Below are 17,063 nucleotides of genomic sequence, written 5' to 3' on the forward strand. Positions count from 1 at the left end.
TTTATAGGTAGGTGATATTTTGAAAGAAATTGCTTTAGGTGTTTTAGCGTCATTATTTTTTGCTGTAACTTTTATATTAAATCGAGTAATGGAGTTAGATGGTGGTAGCTGGCTATGGAGCTCATCATTACGTTACTTTTTCATGATTCCCTTTTTACTCGTTATTGTGATGTACCGTAAAGGCATACAACCAATGACAAAGGAAATGAAAAAACGACCTAAAGTTTGGCTATTATGGAGCTTTGTTGGCTTTGTCCTATTTTATGCACCGTTAACATTCGCGGCTGCTTATGGACCTGGTTGGCTCGTATCGGGAACATGGCAATTTACAATTGTTGCAGGAGTATTATTAGCACCTCTTTTCTTCATACGACTTGGTGAGAAAACAATACGACAGAAGATTCCTATCGTGTCATTGCTTATATCGTGCATTATTTTAGTTGGGATTATATTAATTCAAATCCCTAGTGCTAAAACAGTTTCTATTGAAAGCTTAATGTTAGGCATCTTGCCGGTTATTGTTGCAGCGTTTGCTTATCCACTTGGAAATCGTAAGATGATGGATGTGTGTGATGGTCGTTTAGATACCTTCCAAAGGGTTCTCGGCATGACCATCGCTTCCCTTCCTGCTTGGATTATATTAGCTGTTATTGCTCTAATAACAGTCGGGTTGCCTTCTGCTAGCCAAGTAATTAATTCACTTCTTGTTGGGATTAGCTCAGGTGTTATTGCGACTATTCTTTTCTTTATCGCAACAGATCGCGTCCGTAATAACCAAGGAAAACTTGCAGCCGTTGAAGCAACACAATCGACTGAAATACTATTCGTTATTGTAGGAGAGATGATTATCTTAGGTATTCCTTTACCAGAGCCACTCGCCCTATTCGGCTTAGCTATTATCATCATTGGAATGTTCTTACATAGCTATTACACAATGTTGATGAAGAAAAAACAAATGCCCACTGTCCGAAATTATCAAGAACTAAATTAAAAAGATAAATAAAAGAGCGTTACATATTTTATATGACTAATATGTAACGCTCTTTCCTTTTTTTAAACTAAAGCACCCCGTTAGTTTAATAATTTCGCTTTAATTTTATTTGTATATTTATATGAATTAATAATTTTTATTGTTAATCCTGCTAACAAAAGTCCAAGAATCCCTCCAAAAATATTAAGCCACAAATAAATAATTGTAAGAATATTAAAGCCTCCTATAACCAAACCAAGATCTTCAAATAAAAGGTGTAACATCTCAATCCCAATACAATTTAATATAACAATAGAAATTACTTTCTTAATACTTTTTAAATTGAAAAGAATTGATAAATAAATTCCTAAACTTACTAATAAAAGTGTAAATAATGCTTATAATCTCCATTTTACGATTATAAGCAGAATCATCCACAGTCAGATAGATAAATTATGGATGAAGTGCCCGTGCCATCGCGTCCAAATAGTTCTGACTGGCACGCTGACTCACTTCGGCTTCAGGCACAAATACCTCAAAGCAATGGAAGCAGCCAGGGTAGAGTTGAAATTCAACGTCTACTCCTGCTTGTGCTAGTCGTGTTACATATTCAATGGTTTCATCTCGGAATAAATCGAGTTGACCTACACATGTATAAGTTGGCGGTAGCCCCGCTAAGTTGTCTGCTCTCGAAGGTACAGCGTAGGGAGATACCTCGTTGGAATCGTTCTCCTTGCCCAAGTACATACTCCAAGCCGTTGAATTGTTTGCTCTATTCCATGTTGCGTGGTCTTCTGTAATCTCATAGCTTGATGGTGTTATGTTGCGGTTGTCAAGCATCGGATACAGCGGCATCTGGAATATAATAGATGGACCTCCTTTATCACGAGCCATTATCGCAAGCGCTGCTGTTAGTCCGCCGCCTCCACTTGCACCGGCGATCGCAACTCGATTCACATCAATGCCAAGCGAGTCTGCCTCATTTGTCATCCAAACCAATCCTGCATAACAATCTTCGATAGCCGCTGGATATTGATGTTCGGGAGCAAGTCGATAATCGACAGACACAACAACGCATTTAGCAGTCTGAACAAAGCGTTCACACAAAACATCGTCCATATCGGGGTGTCCCATTACGTATCCGCCACCGTGAATCCACAGCATAGCTGGAAGTTTATCAAGATTTTTCTCAACGGGTTCGTAAATTTTAACTAACATCTCGCCCGCAGCGCCAGGAATCGTTCGATTGGTCATGAGTACAAATTTTGATTTTTCCAAATGTGGATTCGACAAGAAACTTCGACTCGACTCTAAATTCTCCGCTAATTGAAAGCCTGGAAATTGTGAGAAAGCCTGTTTTAATTCTGGTAATACTCTACTGTCAATTTTCATATAAATTCCTCCAGTTAGATAATGAGACTTCAATCATTCCTTATTGAATGATTCACGGACTGGATGTGTCTCCTGTTCTCCTTCAGCTTCCCATTTGGCAATTTCCTCCCGTACACGAGGGGCAACTTCTGTTCCAAGCAATTCTATGGCACGCATGACTTGATTATGTGGCATTGTACTTAACGGAACATACATCATAAAGCGTGTAATCCCTACATGCTTACGAAGATGGATGATTTTTTCGGCGACTGTATCTGGATCACCAACATACAATGCCCCTTCAAAACTGCGTGCAGCATCAAAGCTGGAACGATCATAATAAGGCCAGCCCCGCTCTTTGCCAAGTTTATTCATGCCTGCCTGAGTGGATGGGAAAAATGTATCTGCTGCCAATTCCGTATTCTCTCCAACAAATCCTATCGAATGAGATCCCACCTGAAGTTTTGATACATCATGACCAGCGTGAGCCGCCGCTTTCTTATATAGCTTTACGATTCGTGCAAATTGCATTGGGCTACCACCAATAATTGCCAGCATAAGTGGTAATCCCAGAAGACCGGCACGGATAGCAGACTCCTCATTTCCACCGCTACCAACCCAAATCGGTAGAGAATTTTGAACAGGTCTTGGATACACACCTAAATTATTGATTGCTGGTCGATGTCCGCCTTCCCAAGTCACTTTTTCGGACTGACGTATTTTGAGCAGTAATTCCAAATGTTCTTCAAACAGTTCATCATAGTCATTCAAGTTATAGCCAAACAATGGAAAGGATTCAATAAAGGAACCACGACCCGCCATAATCTCTGCGCGTCCATTTGAAATGCCATCCAGTGTAGAAAAATCCTGAAAAACGCGCACAGGATCTGCTGAAGAAAGCACGGTTACTGCACTCGTGAGCCGTATCTTTTCCGTTTGTGGTGCCGCCGCTGACAGAACCATCGCTGGAGAGGATGCTGCATAATCCTTCCTATGGTGCTCACCAACGCCAAACACATCAAGTCCTACTTGATCAGCAAGAACGATTTCTTCGACAACTTCACGCAATCGCTGTGCGTGACTTATCACTTCGCCACTATGAACATCTGGTTTCGTTTCTACAAAAGACGTAATACCTATTTCCATTTGTTATCTCTCCTAGTTTAATTAGATTTTAAGCCTAAAAAATTAGTCATTTCCTTTATGGTAGTAATGTGTTATTCATATTGGCTAACACATGTTTATTTCATGAAGTCTTAACTCGGCTGGTCATAGCCCAAAAAAGAAGAGCGAAAGCACTGACAGAGGCTCCGAGTAAGGAAACCTCTCCCCAGCCAAAGTGTGCGTATATTTGAGTCGAAGCAATGGAACCACCAGCACTGCCGATAGAATAAAACACCATATACCCAGCAGTAAGTCGACTCCGTGCTTCTGTACGCAATGGAAGGATCATGGTTTGATTTGTAACATGTATTGCCTGTACGGCCAAATCAAGTAGAACTATACCTATCACTAATGCGATTAATGACTGCTCTATATAACTGATGAACAACCATGAAATCAATAATAAAGCTAAAGCAATACCTGTCGTTCGTTGTCCGTAACCTTGATCGGCCAATTTCCCTGCTCGTGCCGCAGCCAATGCTCCAGCCACACCTACAAGACCGAATGCACCAATTGCACTATGAGATAGAGCAAATGGAGGTGTGCTTAGTGGCAGGACTAGTGAAGTCCATAAAATACTGAAATCAGCAAAAATCAGCATGGCTAGAACGGAGCGAACGCGTAATGTTCGTTCTTGAATAAACAAAACAAGCACCGATCTAATCAACTGAGAATAGGATAGTGATTTTACCTCGCGCTCAACATTGGGCAACAACTTTAAAAACATACAAACCATCAAAAGCATGAGCGCAGCAGAAACTAGATATACGGAACGCCAACCCGCAAGATCTGTTAATATACCAGCAAAAGTCCGTGCGAGAAGTATGCCAATGACTATCCCACTTGTTACAATGCCAACGACACGACCTCGTTCTATAGGGGAAGCGATGGTCGCTGCAAACGCCATGAGAGTCTGTGTCACAACTGCAAGCAGACCCACCAAAGCCATACCTGCGAAAAGTACCATGCTAGAGAAGGCAGTACCAACTATAACCAGAGCTGTTATAGATAATAGCATCTGGCCGACAATTAGACGTCGCTGGTTTAGTAAATCTCCAAGCGGTACGAGTAGTAGTAAGCCCAATCCATAAAAAATCTGTGTGATGGTAATAACGACACCAATAATGGAATGGTCAATACCAAACTCATTAGATAGTTGATCAAGCAACGGCTGTGCAAAATAAATATTGGCAACAGACATTCCACAGGCAATCGCAAACAATAATGCCAACGCGCGAGACATTGATGGCTGTTGATTCAAATTAGGTTTCGTTATGGAATATTTATCACTTATCTTGGTGTAGAGTGGATCATTTTCTAGATTCGTCTCTGTTTCGCACACACCTTAACCCCCAATCATATTGGATTTTTGATTATAACATACCGTTCGGTACAATATAATTACTGGTAAATATATCTTAACCACATTCATTATGTCAACAACTTATTTGCATTAAAGTTAATATTACATTAAATAAATGGGGAGTGGTTTGACATGTTGAATGGCTAATAATATAATAATTACATACTGATTGGTATTGAAAATAGCAATTGTAATTACCTACACATACATCCTAAGCAATTAATAAAATCAAAGTTTGAAGAGGTGAATTCTTAATGGCAAGAACCCGTGAATTTGATGAGGATCAAGTTTTAGATGCAGCAATGCAGTTATTTTGGGAGAAGGGATATGAGGCTACCTCATTAAGTGATCTTACTTCTAGAATGGGTATTCAACGCCCTAGTATTTATTCGACTTTTGGAGATAAGAAAGAATTATTTGAAGCCGCACTTCGCAGATATACAATGTCTCGGGCCTCTGATATACGAACTAGGCTTCAAAGTCACTCCTCTGTAAAAGAGGCATTTTCTATTTTCTTTGCAGATGTCGTCATTGAAGAATACGCAGAAGATCTTAGTAAAGGTTGTTTTTGTATCAATACAATGGTTGAACTAGCACCTCATGATGAGAAATTTGAAATCTTAACCAGAGAACATCAAATGTATCTAGCCGTCATTTTTCAGGAGACGATCGAGCGGGGAATCCAATCAGGTGAGCTGGAAGCCAACACAGATGCAAAGCCTTTGGCACAGGCACTGATTGTAGCGTTAATCGGTCTAACAGTTATGTTGAAATCTCGCCCCCAACGTTCATTTGTCGACAATGCAATAGCAGCGACGCTCACATTACTTAAGTGATGATTGTATATTCAACTACGGAATTGTTTTAATTTAATGCTATTAATAATTTATTCAATAAAAAAAGTCCTCTATGATAATAACTGCAATTTGCAATTATTTCATAGAGGACTTTTTAATACTCAGACAAATAGACTATCATTAATCTACATTCTCTAAACTGGCTTTTAGAGCTTTTTTATCTTCGATTCTTTTTACTAAATGAATGCTGATTTCATAAAGTAAAATCATCGGTATGAGAACAAGTAATTGACTCATAAAATCTGGTGGTGTAATAAGTGCAGAAAATACTGCCATAAATACATATGACCATTTTCTAATACTTTTCATTGTATATGCAGTCAAAATACCAATCGTTGATAAAAACATAGCTATAATCGGCAGTTCAAATAGTAAACCTATTGGAACAGTCGTCATGATGAGATAGTGAATATATTCACTCGCTGATATCATCACATTAAAGTTTGATTCACCTATACCAATAAGAAATTGATAGCTAAGCGGGTTAATAATGAAATAACCAAATGAAACCCCTACTAAAAATAGTAACAACATTACAGGAGAATATAATCCTAAAAAGCGGCTTTCATTTTCTTTTAATCCTGGTTTAACAAACTGCCAAATAAAATGCATTAAGAATGGTAGTGAAAGACCAAGTGCAATTGTGGTAGAAACAGACATATAGAATTTAACCACTTCTAACGGACCTAAAATGACTAAATCATGTCCACGTGTTACATACGGAAGCCATTTATTCACCGTAGCAAATACAATGATGAAGAATATGACAAAAATAGTAACACCTTTTATGATTTGTTTTCGTAAGTCAGCTAAATGAGCAACAAGAGATTCGTTAACCAAACTTCCTTTTTCCTCCTCATTTTCCTCTGGTGGAGTAGGAGATGGCTCTCGATTTTCAACAGAAGCATCTTCTGTTGTTTCTGGAGTTTCATTTTCATCCGAACTGATTAAATCCAAAGGGCTAAGTACCTTTTTTCCATTTTCTTCATACGGATCCATACGAACACCCTCTACTTAAATTTCTTTTTTATCAGTTGTTGTTTTTTCTTTTTTAACATCTTCATCGTCATCCATTAAGCCTTTAGTAGACTTTTTGAACTCTGCAAAAGTTTTCCCTACTGCTGAACCGATTTCAGGTAATTTTTTTGGACCGAATACGATTAAAACGATAACTAAAATAATAATTAATCCTGGTACACCTATTGAACTAAATCCCATGCTTTATTCCTCCTTTATAATTAGACTAAAGAGCCGCCTTTTTTGCTGTATTTAATGACACCTTCTGCACAGCGGTAAGCTAGCGCACCTACTGTAGCAGTTGGGTTGTAACCACTGTTATTAGAGAAGCTACCTGCACCTACTGCAAATAGATTTTCACAATCCCAATGTTGTAAGTATTTATTAACAACACCTTCTTCAGGAGTTAAACTCATAACCGTACCACCTGTGTTATGTGTAGATTGGTAAGGTACGATGTTGTAGTGATCGATTGGAGCACGTGCTTCAACCTTTTTAGCGCCCATTTCTTTTAAAATACCTGCTGATTTATCAGAGATAAATTTGTGTAAAGCAATATCTTGTTTAGTGAAATCATAGTTTAATTGTAATAGTGGTTGTCCATATGCATCTTTATAAGTACTATCTAAAGTTAAGAAGTTTTCCTTATGTGGAATAGATGCACCTTGACCGCCAAGACTTAATGAACGCGTGTAGTTCATAATAGATTGTTTTTTAAACTCTGCTCCCCATGTTGGTGTATCAGATGGTACTGGGTTATTACCAATTGGACGGTTACCTAATTGCATAAGTGCAATGTTAGCACCATGGATAAAGTCTAAATCACTATGGTCAAAGCTATCACCATTAAAGTCATCGATACACATACCAAGAGCACCTGCACCCATAAATGTATTGAATTGTTCATCGAAGAAACCTGTTGCACCTGGCATGATTTGATAGCAATAGTTACGACCGAGTGTACCTTTACCAGTTGCAGGGTCATACATTTCACCTATGTTAGATACCATTAGTAATTTTGCGTTGTTCATCATGAAGCTTGTTAACACAACTACATCAGCTGGTTGGATAAATTCTTCACCAGAAATTGTATCAATATATTTAACGCCAGTAGCTTTTCCACCTTTTGTTAATACTTCGATAACGTTTGAATTACAACGCACTTCATAGTTACCAGTCTTTTTAGCAGTTGGGATAACTGTTACTTCTGGAGAAGCTTTTGCACCGTATTCACAACCAAAACGTTCACAGAAGCCACAGTATTGACAAGCATTAATTTGTTCGCCATCTGGGTTTTTATAAGCTTCTGATAAGTTTGCAGAAGGAACCATGTATGGATGGTAGCCTAATTTATCAGCTGCTTTCTCGAATTTTTGCAGTAGTGGGGTTTTCTTCATTGGAGGTGTTGGATATTCGCTTGAACGTTTACCCCAGAATGGGTTTTTATCTTCACCTGATATACCAGCTGTTTTTTCATACTTATCAAAATAAGGTTCTAACTCATCATAAGTCATTCCCCAGTTTTGGATTAAATAATCTGAGCCTAATTTGTCTTTACCATATTTTTTTTCAGTCATTGTCTTCATTTCAAAATCATATGGCAAGAAACGATATGTTTGACCGTTCCAGTGAGTACCAGAACCACCAAGACCTTCACCTAATAAAAATGAACCTAATTGGCGCATTGGTAGTGCTCTTTGTTTACGATTATTACGGAAAGTTACAGTTTCTTTTGATAGGTTTTGCATTAATTCATAACGTATTGCGTAACGATATTCATCATGTACGTTCATGAAATCTTCTGTTCCACGTTTAGCACCACGTTCCAAACCTACGACTTTCAAACCGGCTTTCGCGCTTTCAGCTGCGACGATACCGCCTGTCCAACCTACCCCTACTGTTACAACGTCTACTTTGGGCATAGTTTTAGTCATTTTTCTAACCTCCTGTATTAATGTTGACCTAATGGTTTAGGTGCAATTTTTTGGAATTTATCTTCTTCAATTACATTGATATATGACATTTGGTGACCTGGGAAGCCTTTCATTTTCCATCCTTCCATGTTCAAGTTACCGCCGTACATTGGATCAGCATATGCTCCTTCAATTGTTGCTGAACGCAGTAATGTAAAGAAAAATGCAGAAGTTACTCCAGACATTGCTACTTCACCTTTTTGGAAAGCAGTAAGAATTTCATCCATTTGCTTATCATCAAGTGATGAGAATCCATTTTTAAAGCGTTTTTGAGCTTCCGCTTCAAGTTTACCAACACCTTGTTTGAATATCTCTGCTCTTGTTAAACGTGATTGGTAACCTTGAGTAGCTTCACCAGCATAGAAAGGTCCTTGCATATACTCTCTAGAGTTACTGCCATAGTTACCTGCTAATTGATGATCGATAAAATATGGAACACCAAGATCAATCGCACCTGCACCTAAGTCATCTTTAGGGAAAATACGTTCTGTTGCATTTGATAAAATTTCGAATTCTTTATCAGTAGTAAAGAACATTTTACCTTTACTGTTCGTATTTGCAGCCTGATCTTTAGATGCGTTTTTATCGCTGTTTGATGAATTATTCTTGTTCGAACCAAATCCGATTAATCCACCAATTAAGCCGCCACCTACTAATGTTCCAGTTGCAATACCTGTTGTTTTTAAGAAATCACGTCTTGATAAATCTTTCTTACTCATATAGGAACCTCCCTTAATACTTTATTCGTACTAAATTTGTCATTAAGTACTCATAAAAAAGCAACCGTTACCCCAAGACTACTTTTTGAAAATAATATTTTCCTAACTTAATTAATAAAATACGTTATGTAAAAACAGTTGTCGATTATTCTTCAAACAGATTATTAAGAAACCATCTGTTTGGAGAGAAATCGATAAGTTCACAAAAATGTCTTAATAAAAAAGTTTCGAAAAATGTCACATATTCAATTCTAATCATCTCACTTCAGAAGAACAACAGAACTTATTAATCATAAATTTTACATTATAAGGGCTTTATTATAGGTTTATAGACTTTTTTAAATTGGTATATTTTATTTATTTTCATTAATTAGGAATTAATATGGAAAAATGAAGATATACAGTAAAAATAATTCATACACCGAAACTTTCGTTTATCAAAATTCATAATCATTACAATAATCAATATATTTATTTTGAATAAAAGTATTTCAATATAATTTTATAGTGTATTTTTCATATTAATAACATCTCAAAACACCTATAATAATTACTGTTTTTTACTTTTCAGAAAAATCTTTCGGAATGATTATTAGCTTGTTAAAGGAGGTTTTAATTTCATTTTAGAAATCATTTCTCACTCTTAATTACTTTCTACTTTTCTATACGAAAGTGTTAAGAAAAACAAAAAACGGTAAGCCATTAAAGGCTTACCGTTCCAGTTTTATCGATATATTCTTAAACTTTTGAGGGGGGTTTAAGAACACATTGTATTGTTTAGCTAAATTTTGGAGAAAAGTAGCTAATTAAAGTCCTTCTCTACTTGCTATGTTGTAAAGGAGGTTTTTCTTTATATGATAATGATAATCATTATCATATAAATAGTCAAGCATTTTATAGAAAATTCACTTATATTTTATTCTCTAGATTTTTTTACTTTCTTTTTCTACGAAAGTCTAAATATTTATCCAATAGGTCTTTAAAATTTTATTGTATAGTAGTTTGTAAGGGGTGATTAAATGGGTACTTTATCAAAGGATCAAAGACAACAACTAAATGCATACAGCGTATATACGGACGAGCCATCAACAGTTCTCTTCCGGCTAGATCAATTGCAAGACGATTCATTTCTTCCTGATTTTATGAATCTTATGTATGCCATAAGTGGTGTAACATCAGAAACTACTGCGATTTCATATTTCACAAAACGCTATGGCATGTTCATCGCTATGCAGTTTTACATGCTTAGTACATATGACGAAGTTTGGGATAGCGATGTTTCTTCAATCCATTTTGGAGCACGTGAAGAATTTGGGAGAACAGCGCTTTGCATTTTTATTAAAGAAAACGATTGGCGCATTGTTGATGATTCAGAACGCGAAGAAGTAATTGCACATATTTTGCTCACACAGTGTCAGGAAATTATTCAGCAATTACGAAAAATTACATCTGTTTCTCCATTAATGCTGTGGGAAAACATTTTCGGCTATATGTTATGGCATTTCCATACCCTACTGTCTAATCCTGCAACTGAAGATCAGGCACGTATTGATTTAGACATTTTAGAGGATGATAAAGTATGGTCTAAGTTCTTAAAGCGCTCTCAATTTGCAAAGTATACTGGTGGTCAACATCCATCTAAATTAGTCAATATCCCTGTTCGTAAAACATGTTGTTTCTCAAAAGACGTACCAGGATGGTTACAATGTGGCTTCTGCCCTTTAAAGTAAGTTTTCCCCATCTATAAGAAGACTGAAAATTTAATGATTTTTTTATTCGGATAATCGTAAATTTTTCTTTACAATTTCCAAATTGAGGATTATAATTTAAACACTTAAAGTTTCCTCCAGGAAACTTTATTGTTCATACAACATTTTTGGGAGTGTGGGAAACTATGACGAAGACTAGAGAGAAAAATGTCTACAAACGCTTCGAAGCACCTAGAGCAGAGGATGTATTAAGAGGCGATGTGAAAGGCTTCAGACGCATTTTACCTTTCCTTGGTCCAGCCTTTATCGCTGCTGTCGCTTATATAGATCCAGGAAATTTTGCAACAAATATCACTGCCGGCTCTGAATATGGCTATTTACTATTATGGGTAATCGCAGTTTCAAACTTAATGGCCGTCCTCATCCAATCTCTTTCTGCAAAATTAGGGATTGCTACAGGAAAAAACTTACCGGAAGTTGCTCGTGAAAACTTTTCTAAAAAAACATCAATATTTTTATGGATACAAGCTGAACTAGTCATTATGGCAACCGATTTAGCCGAATTTATAGGCGCTGCTCTAGGGTTATATTTAATATTCGGTATTCCTATGTTACCTGCAGCACTTATTACAGCAGCCGGTTCATTTGCTATATTAGAATTACAACGTCGTGGATATCGTGCATTTGAAGCAGGCATATCTGGAATGGTTTTAATAGTCGTTGCAGCATTTGCCTTTCAAACATTTATGGCGAAGCCAGATGTGGGTGGTGTCATTTCAGGTATTTTCACACCACGATTTGAGGGTGTAGATTCCATCTTACTTGCAACAGGTATTTTAGGAGCAACTGTAATGCCTCATGCAATTTATTTACATTCTTCATTAACACAAAGTCGTGTTATTGGCCGTACCAATGAAGAAAAACGAAAAATTTTCCATTTTGAATTAATTGATATTGTCATTGCTATGATAATTGCAGGAGCAATTAATATGAGTATGTTAATTGTTGCAGCTGCCGTGTTCTTTAACAAAGGTATTGCTGTTGAAGATTTAGATGTGGCATTTGAAGGTTTAACACAATATATAGGACCGATGGCTGGTATTTCTTTTGGACTCGGATTATTGATTGCTGGTCTAGCAAGTTCTTCAGTTGGTACGATGGCTGGAGATATCGTAATGCAAGGGTTTATACGAAGAAAAATCCCAATTTATTTACGACGAGCAATTACGATGTTGCCTCCTCTTGCTATTATTGCATTTGGTGTTAATGCAACTTATGCATTGGTATTAAGCCAAGTCATATTATCATTTGGTATCGCATTTGCACTCGTTCCCCTTATCATCTTTACAAGTAATAGAAGAATCATGGGCGAGCTTGTAAATTATAAAATTACTACAATTGTTGGCTGGATAGTTGCTGCAATCGTAATTTCCTTAAATTTATATTTACTTTATCAAATGGCATTCGGTGCATAATCATAAACAAGTTCGAGCACACTTCTATATACAAGGGAGTGTGACTAAATGGAGAGACCTGAAATTCCAGCTGATAAAAAGATTTTCACTGATTTGCCCTATCTAGATAATCCTGATGTTGTCGATACAGATTCCATTAGCTTGTTCGATTTGCATGAAGATATGCAAACAGTTGACGCCATTCCTGTTGAAGAATTGAATGATAAAGTGAAGGATGAAGACAATCATCATGGAACAAAATCAACCTCTTCTACTAAACGGAGATACGCACGCTCGAAAGAGGATATAGAAACGTAAGATCGAATATTTTATTAAAGTATTAAAAAGCCTTACTTAAAGTATTTATCTATACTTTAGGTAAGGCTTTTATCTTTAAAATTAATTATCTACATAAAGTACTTGGGATATCTGGTTGAGCACCCATTTCAGTAACTACAAATGCCGCTACTTTTGAAGCGTATGCAATAGCATCTGTAAGCAAATCTCCATGACATAATGCAACCGCTAAAGCTCCGTTAAAAGAATCCCCTGCTCCTGTTGTATCCACTGCTTTTGCCATTTCAGCTGCTATGAATCCACTTTCTTCGGAAGTCATATAAAACGCACCTTTACTTCCAAGCGTTACGACTACTGCTTGTACTCCTTTTCCTATCATTATAGAACATGCCTTTTGCAAGTTTTCTTCCGAATCTGCTGAAATTCCTGTTAACAATTCAAGTTCTGTTTCATTAGGTGTTAATATTGATACTTTCTGTAACAGTGAATCTGGAATATTTCGTGCAGGTGCTGGATTTAAGATGATTTTCGCCCCATTTGCATATGCAAGCTCTGCAGCCTTTTCTACTGCTTCAATAGGTATCTCCAACTGTAATAGCAATATATCACTTGTTTTAAAAGCAGCTTCTGATTCTTGGATCTGCTCAGGTGTTACAAGGAAATTGGCTCCTGGGAATAGAACAATCGAATTTTCACCAACATCAGAAAGCTGAATGATTGCTTGGCCTGTTGCGCCTTGAGAAGAAATCGCTTCAGTTTTAACACCTTTTCTCTCCATATTCTCTTTCGCACGAATGCCATGGTCATCGGCTCCAACACTCCCGATAAATTGGACGTCTGCACCTAGCTGCCCTGCAGTAACTGCCTGGTTAGCTCCTTTCCCCCCAAAATACAGATCATGTTTCGTACTGTGAATTGTTTCACCTTCTTTTACTATATGAGGTACTTCATATACAAGGTCAATATTAATACTACCTGCTACTATTATTTTTTTAGTCTTCATTTAACTTGCTCCTTTATGGCTTAACTTTTTCGGAAATGGCAGCTAGAAGCTGGGCCTGCGTAGTTATACCATCCGATAAGGATAATAATTTAGCCATTTTTGTTACGGCAGGAGGCTTTAACATACTCATTTCTAGAACATCAGGGTTATAAAAAATTTGATTTACATTATCGTCTACAACTATTTTACGATTCGCCATAACAACAATTCTATCAAAATATTCACTTACAAACTCCATATCATGTGTAATTGTAATAACCGTTTTTCCCTTTTCTTCAAGTACTTCTAAAATGTGTACCAAACGTTCTAAACCAACCTTATCTTGGCCTGCAGTGGGTTCATCTAAAATAATAACATCCGAATCCATTGCTAAAACAGATGCAATTGTTACAAACTTGCGGACAGAATAAGGTAAATTATATGGATTCTCATCATTAAATTTTTTCACACCGCATAAATCCATTGCCCAATCCGTTAGTTTGTCTACTTTCTCTTCAGGAAAGCCCATATTTTTAGGTCCAAAACGTACTTCTGATTCTATGTTATTATGAAAAATTTGATCATCAGGATTTTGAAAAACATAACCTACTTTTCTAGAAATTTGCGCTGTTGTGTATTCATTTGTATCCATATCGTCGACTAAAACATTTCCTTTAGTTGGCTTTAATAATCCATTCATTAATTTTACAGCTGTTGTTTTCCCTGCACCGTTTTGTCCAATAATAGCAATACGCTCTCCACTTAATATAGACAAATAAAAATCTTCTAAAGCTAGAGTTCCATCTGGATATGAATAACTTACATTACTTATTTTTATATTAGTCATTATTTTCCTCCCACTCTATCTCTAAAGATTTCGGTAGTTCTTCATTTTGAATAGGGATAAATTTTAATGGAACACCCATCTCTTTAAGATTTAAAGCCACTTCAGTAACGTATGGGTATTGAATATTATATGTTGAATACTTGGAATCTGAAAAAACCTCTCTTACAGGTCCCTGCATAACAAGTGATCCTTCATGGAGTACTAATATATTATCGGCATACTCTGCAATTAAATCCATTTTGTGCTCTACAAGTAATACCGTTTTACCTCGTTCTTTCATGATACGAATAACATTAAAAATGTCTTCAGTACCAATGGGATCTAACTGAGATGTCGGTTCATCGATTACCAAAATGTCTGGATCCATTACAATAATGGCGGCTAACGCAACACGTTGCCTTTGTCCTCCAGATAATTCAAATGGATTTTTTTCTCTTAAATGTTCAATGTTCACTAGTTTTAATACATCTTCAACTCTTTGTATTATTTCTTCTACTGGTACACCTAAGTTTTCTAAACCATATGCAACCTCATCAAAAACAGAATCTTTTACACCAGAAATTTGACTGAAAGGATTTTGAAATACATAGCCAATCTTTCCACCTAGTTGTCCAAGTTGATAATCTACAATTTGCTTGCCATCTACAATAACTTCTCCTGCTAATTCACCTTTATAAAAATGTGGAACAAAACCACGTATCGCATTGCACAGCGTTGTTTTTCCAGCTCCATTATTTCCAACAATGGCTGTAAATGCTCCTTTTTGAATTGAAAATGTAATATTTTTCAAACAAAAATCATCGCTAACAGGGTAACGATACGACATATTTTTTATTTCAATGATATTTTTCATAAGAAAAACCTCCAAACAATAAGACTAATCATCAAAATAAGTAATACAATTGGTATTGTCCTATCAGAGCTACTATTCTTTAACTTATGTAGGCTCGTTTTTTTAGTAGGCGCAGAAAATGCACGTGATTCAAGCGTGATAGCACGTTCCTCCGTACTTGCAATAGAAGATAAAATTAGAGGCGTTAATATTGGTATAAATGCCTTTGCACGTATCAAAAGTGATCCTTCCGTTTCCACTCCTCGAGTCTTTTGCGCTTCCATAATAGTATTTGCTTGGCGTTTCATTTCAGGAATTATTTGTAGCGTTGATAATACAATATACGCACCCATGGGTGGCATACCCAAATCCTCCAGCGCTTTTACGAAATCACGTATTTCTGTAATCCTGAAAAAAAGTATGAAAGCTGAACCCATTGCTAACACACGTGAAGTTAGTACGAGTCCGTACTGTAACCCTTCTTTAGTTATCTCAAATATCCACCATTCACCTATAACTTGGTCTCCTGGATAGAAAAAAAGTTGCATTATAAAAACGATTCCCAGTAAAAACACTAATGCTTTCACAACAATGTCTAAATATTGTTTTCCTACTCCCGCAATAATAGCTATCACAAGTAGTATAGGAAACCAAGTAAATGCAAATATATAACTAGGTATGATAATAACTGAGATTGTTACAAATAAAGTAAAATACAATTTTGTCAATGGATGCAATTTTAATATTGGATTTAGTTTCATTATTGGCATCTCCTTAAAAATATGTCTTAAAATCTAAATCATAGAGAAAAAAGCCCCTTCCTTTCCATTGATAAACCGACAACGAAAATAGAAAGAGCTTAGTAGTATTAACGTTGTTTACGTTTCATATAAAGTTCCCCATAATTCATTTTGGATAAATAACGATCTGACATACTTTTAACAATGAAGTATACAATTAATACTGAGACTACTTTATCAGCTACTTCTGTAATAAATGAAGAAGAGAATACTGCAGTCCATAACTCTTGGCCTGCTGCTAAAAATGTCGCCGTAATAATTGCTGATGTATTACCTGTAGCGCCACCAAAAACTAAAACGGTTATTGGTGCAGATACAATGACAGCAATAAATGTGATAATAATACCTGAAATAATCACTTTACCAATTTGTTTGAACATACCAAACTTAGATAAATAACCTGCACCAATCCCTATTGCTATAGATGTTAACGCATACGGTAAATAAATAGGATTAAAAATAGCATTAATTAAATTTGTAATAAGTCCTGCTAAAAGCGCTACCCAAGGCCCTGCCACTACACCGATTAAAATTGTGCCAATGGTATCTAAAAAGATAGGTAATTTTAATACATTAGCAACCTGGAACCCTACTAGATTAACCGCAACACCTATTGGAATTAAAAGCATTGCTAACATATTAAAATCGTCTTTAAAGCTACGTTTCATCTCATCTTCCTCCTTCGGCTATTTTTCTACCTCAAAGTAA

Annotated in this window: 17 protein-coding genes; 5 read left to right on the plus strand and 12 right to left on the minus strand. The window is 36.4% G+C overall.

Going from position 1 to position 17,063, the window contains the following annotated elements:
- The first annotated feature begins 19 nt into the window (after nucleotides 1–19).
- Complete coding sequence (locus MHH98_RS19995) at nucleotides 20–991, plus strand: DMT family transporter (protein WP_076034256.1); 972 nt, start codon at nucleotides 20–22, stop codon at nucleotides 989–991.
- Between the two features lie 432 nt (nucleotides 992–1,423).
- Here the strand turns inward: MHH98_RS19995 and MHH98_RS20000 are convergent, their stop codons facing one another.
- The 3 genes from MHH98_RS20000 to MHH98_RS20010 form a co-directional block, all read right to left on the minus strand.
- Entirely contained in the window at nucleotides 1,424–2,362 is a 939-nt protein-coding gene (locus MHH98_RS20000) for an alpha/beta hydrolase (RefSeq protein WP_340713423.1), read from the minus strand.
- Nucleotides 2,363–2,395: 33 nt separating this feature from the next.
- Complete coding sequence (locus tag MHH98_RS20005; RefSeq protein WP_076034254.1) at nucleotides 2,396–3,487, minus strand: LLM class flavin-dependent oxidoreductase; 1,092 nt, start codon at nucleotides 3,485–3,487, stop codon at nucleotides 2,396–2,398.
- A gap of 100 nt (nucleotides 3,488–3,587) precedes the next feature.
- The gene (locus tag MHH98_RS20010) at nucleotides 3,588–4,847 is read right to left on the minus strand and encodes an MFS transporter (RefSeq protein ID WP_340713426.1); all 1,260 of its coding nucleotides are present in this window, start codon (nucleotides 4,845–4,847) and stop codon (nucleotides 3,588–3,590) included.
- A 275-nt stretch (nucleotides 4,848–5,122) separates the two neighbouring features.
- Here MHH98_RS20010 and MHH98_RS20015 point away from each other — a divergent pair, with 275 nt between their 5' ends.
- A complete protein-coding gene (locus tag MHH98_RS20015; RefSeq protein ID WP_038180425.1) occupies nucleotides 5,123–5,704 on the plus strand; it encodes a TetR/AcrR family transcriptional regulator in 582 nt (193 codons plus the stop codon).
- A 141-nt stretch (nucleotides 5,705–5,845) separates the two neighbouring features.
- On the opposite strand, the gene tatC is transcribed toward MHH98_RS20015, so the two are convergent.
- The 4 genes from tatC to MHH98_RS20035 are packed head-to-tail and all read right to left on the minus strand — an operon-like array spanning nucleotide 5,846 to nucleotide 9,434.
- Entirely contained in the window at nucleotides 5,846–6,724 is an 879-nt protein-coding gene (tatC, locus tag MHH98_RS20020) for a twin-arginine translocase subunit TatC (protein ID WP_038180427.1), read from the minus strand.
- A 15-nt stretch (nucleotides 6,725–6,739) separates the two neighbouring features.
- Entirely contained in the window at nucleotides 6,740–6,943 is a 204-nt protein-coding gene (gene tatA, locus MHH98_RS20025; RefSeq protein ID WP_038180429.1) for a twin-arginine translocase TatA/TatE family subunit, read from the minus strand.
- 20 nt (nucleotides 6,944–6,963) lie between these two features.
- Nucleotides 6,964–8,676: a GMC family oxidoreductase gene (locus tag MHH98_RS20030; RefSeq protein WP_038180436.1), complete on the minus strand. Its 1,713-nt coding sequence runs from the start codon at nucleotides 8,674–8,676 to the stop codon at nucleotides 6,964–6,966.
- A 17-nt stretch (nucleotides 8,677–8,693) separates the two neighbouring features.
- Complete coding sequence (locus MHH98_RS20035; RefSeq protein ID WP_038180437.1) at nucleotides 8,694–9,434, minus strand: gluconate 2-dehydrogenase subunit 3 family protein; 741 nt, start codon at nucleotides 9,432–9,434, stop codon at nucleotides 8,694–8,696.
- A 1,019-nt stretch (nucleotides 9,435–10,453) separates the two neighbouring features.
- Here MHH98_RS20035 and MHH98_RS20040 point away from each other — a divergent pair.
- From MHH98_RS20040 to MHH98_RS20050, 3 genes are all read left to right on the plus strand, one after another.
- On the plus strand, nucleotides 10,454–11,164 hold the full coding sequence (locus tag MHH98_RS20040; RefSeq protein ID WP_038180440.1) for a Fe-S oxidoreductase: 711 nt from the start codon (nucleotides 10,454–10,456) through the stop codon (nucleotides 11,162–11,164).
- A gap of 164 nt (nucleotides 11,165–11,328) precedes the next feature.
- A complete protein-coding gene (locus MHH98_RS20045; protein WP_038180443.1) occupies nucleotides 11,329–12,618 on the plus strand; it encodes an Nramp family divalent metal transporter in 1,290 nt (429 codons plus the stop codon).
- 48 nt (nucleotides 12,619–12,666) lie between these two features.
- Nucleotides 12,667–12,915 (plus strand): hypothetical protein, encoded by a 249-nt coding sequence (locus MHH98_RS20050; RefSeq protein WP_038180446.1) that lies wholly within the window; start codon nucleotides 12,667–12,669, stop codon nucleotides 12,913–12,915.
- 85 nt (nucleotides 12,916–13,000) lie between these two features.
- Here the strand turns inward: MHH98_RS20050 and rbsK are convergent, their stop codons facing one another.
- The 5 genes from rbsK to MHH98_RS20075 all read right to left on the minus strand — a co-directional run bounded on the left by rbsK (nucleotide 13,001) and on the right by MHH98_RS20075 (nucleotide 17,023).
- Nucleotides 13,001–13,897, minus strand: a complete 897-nt coding sequence (rbsK, locus tag MHH98_RS20055) for a ribokinase (protein ID WP_038180448.1) — start codon at nucleotides 13,895–13,897, stop codon at nucleotides 13,001–13,003.
- 13 nt (nucleotides 13,898–13,910) lie between these two features.
- Nucleotides 13,911–14,723 carry an energy-coupling factor ABC transporter ATP-binding protein gene (locus tag MHH98_RS20060; RefSeq protein WP_076034253.1) on the minus strand — a complete coding sequence of 271 codons (813 nt, stop codon included), beginning with the start codon at nucleotides 14,721–14,723 and terminating at the stop codon, nucleotides 13,911–13,913.
- Nucleotides 14,716–15,576, minus strand: a complete 861-nt coding sequence (locus MHH98_RS20065; protein ID WP_038180454.1) for an energy-coupling factor ABC transporter ATP-binding protein — start codon at nucleotides 15,574–15,576, stop codon at nucleotides 14,716–14,718. The genes MHH98_RS20060 and MHH98_RS20065 overlap by 8 nt, the downstream gene beginning before the upstream one ends.
- The gene (locus MHH98_RS20070; protein WP_038180459.1) at nucleotides 15,573–16,316 is read right to left on the minus strand and encodes an energy-coupling factor transporter transmembrane component T; all 744 of its coding nucleotides are present in this window, start codon (nucleotides 16,314–16,316) and stop codon (nucleotides 15,573–15,575) included. The genes MHH98_RS20065 and MHH98_RS20070 overlap by 4 nt, the downstream gene beginning before the upstream one ends.
- 107 nt (nucleotides 16,317–16,423) lie before the next feature.
- On the minus strand, nucleotides 16,424–17,023 hold the full coding sequence (locus MHH98_RS20075) for an ECF transporter S component (RefSeq protein WP_038180462.1): 600 nt from the start codon (nucleotides 17,021–17,023) through the stop codon (nucleotides 16,424–16,426).
- Between the last annotated feature and the right edge of the window lie 40 nt (nucleotides 17,024–17,063).

The organism is Viridibacillus sp. FSL H8-0110 (assembly GCF_038003565.1).
In the GTDB taxonomy this organism is placed as follows: Bacteria; Bacillota; Bacilli; order Bacillales_A; family Planococcaceae; genus Viridibacillus; species Viridibacillus arenosi.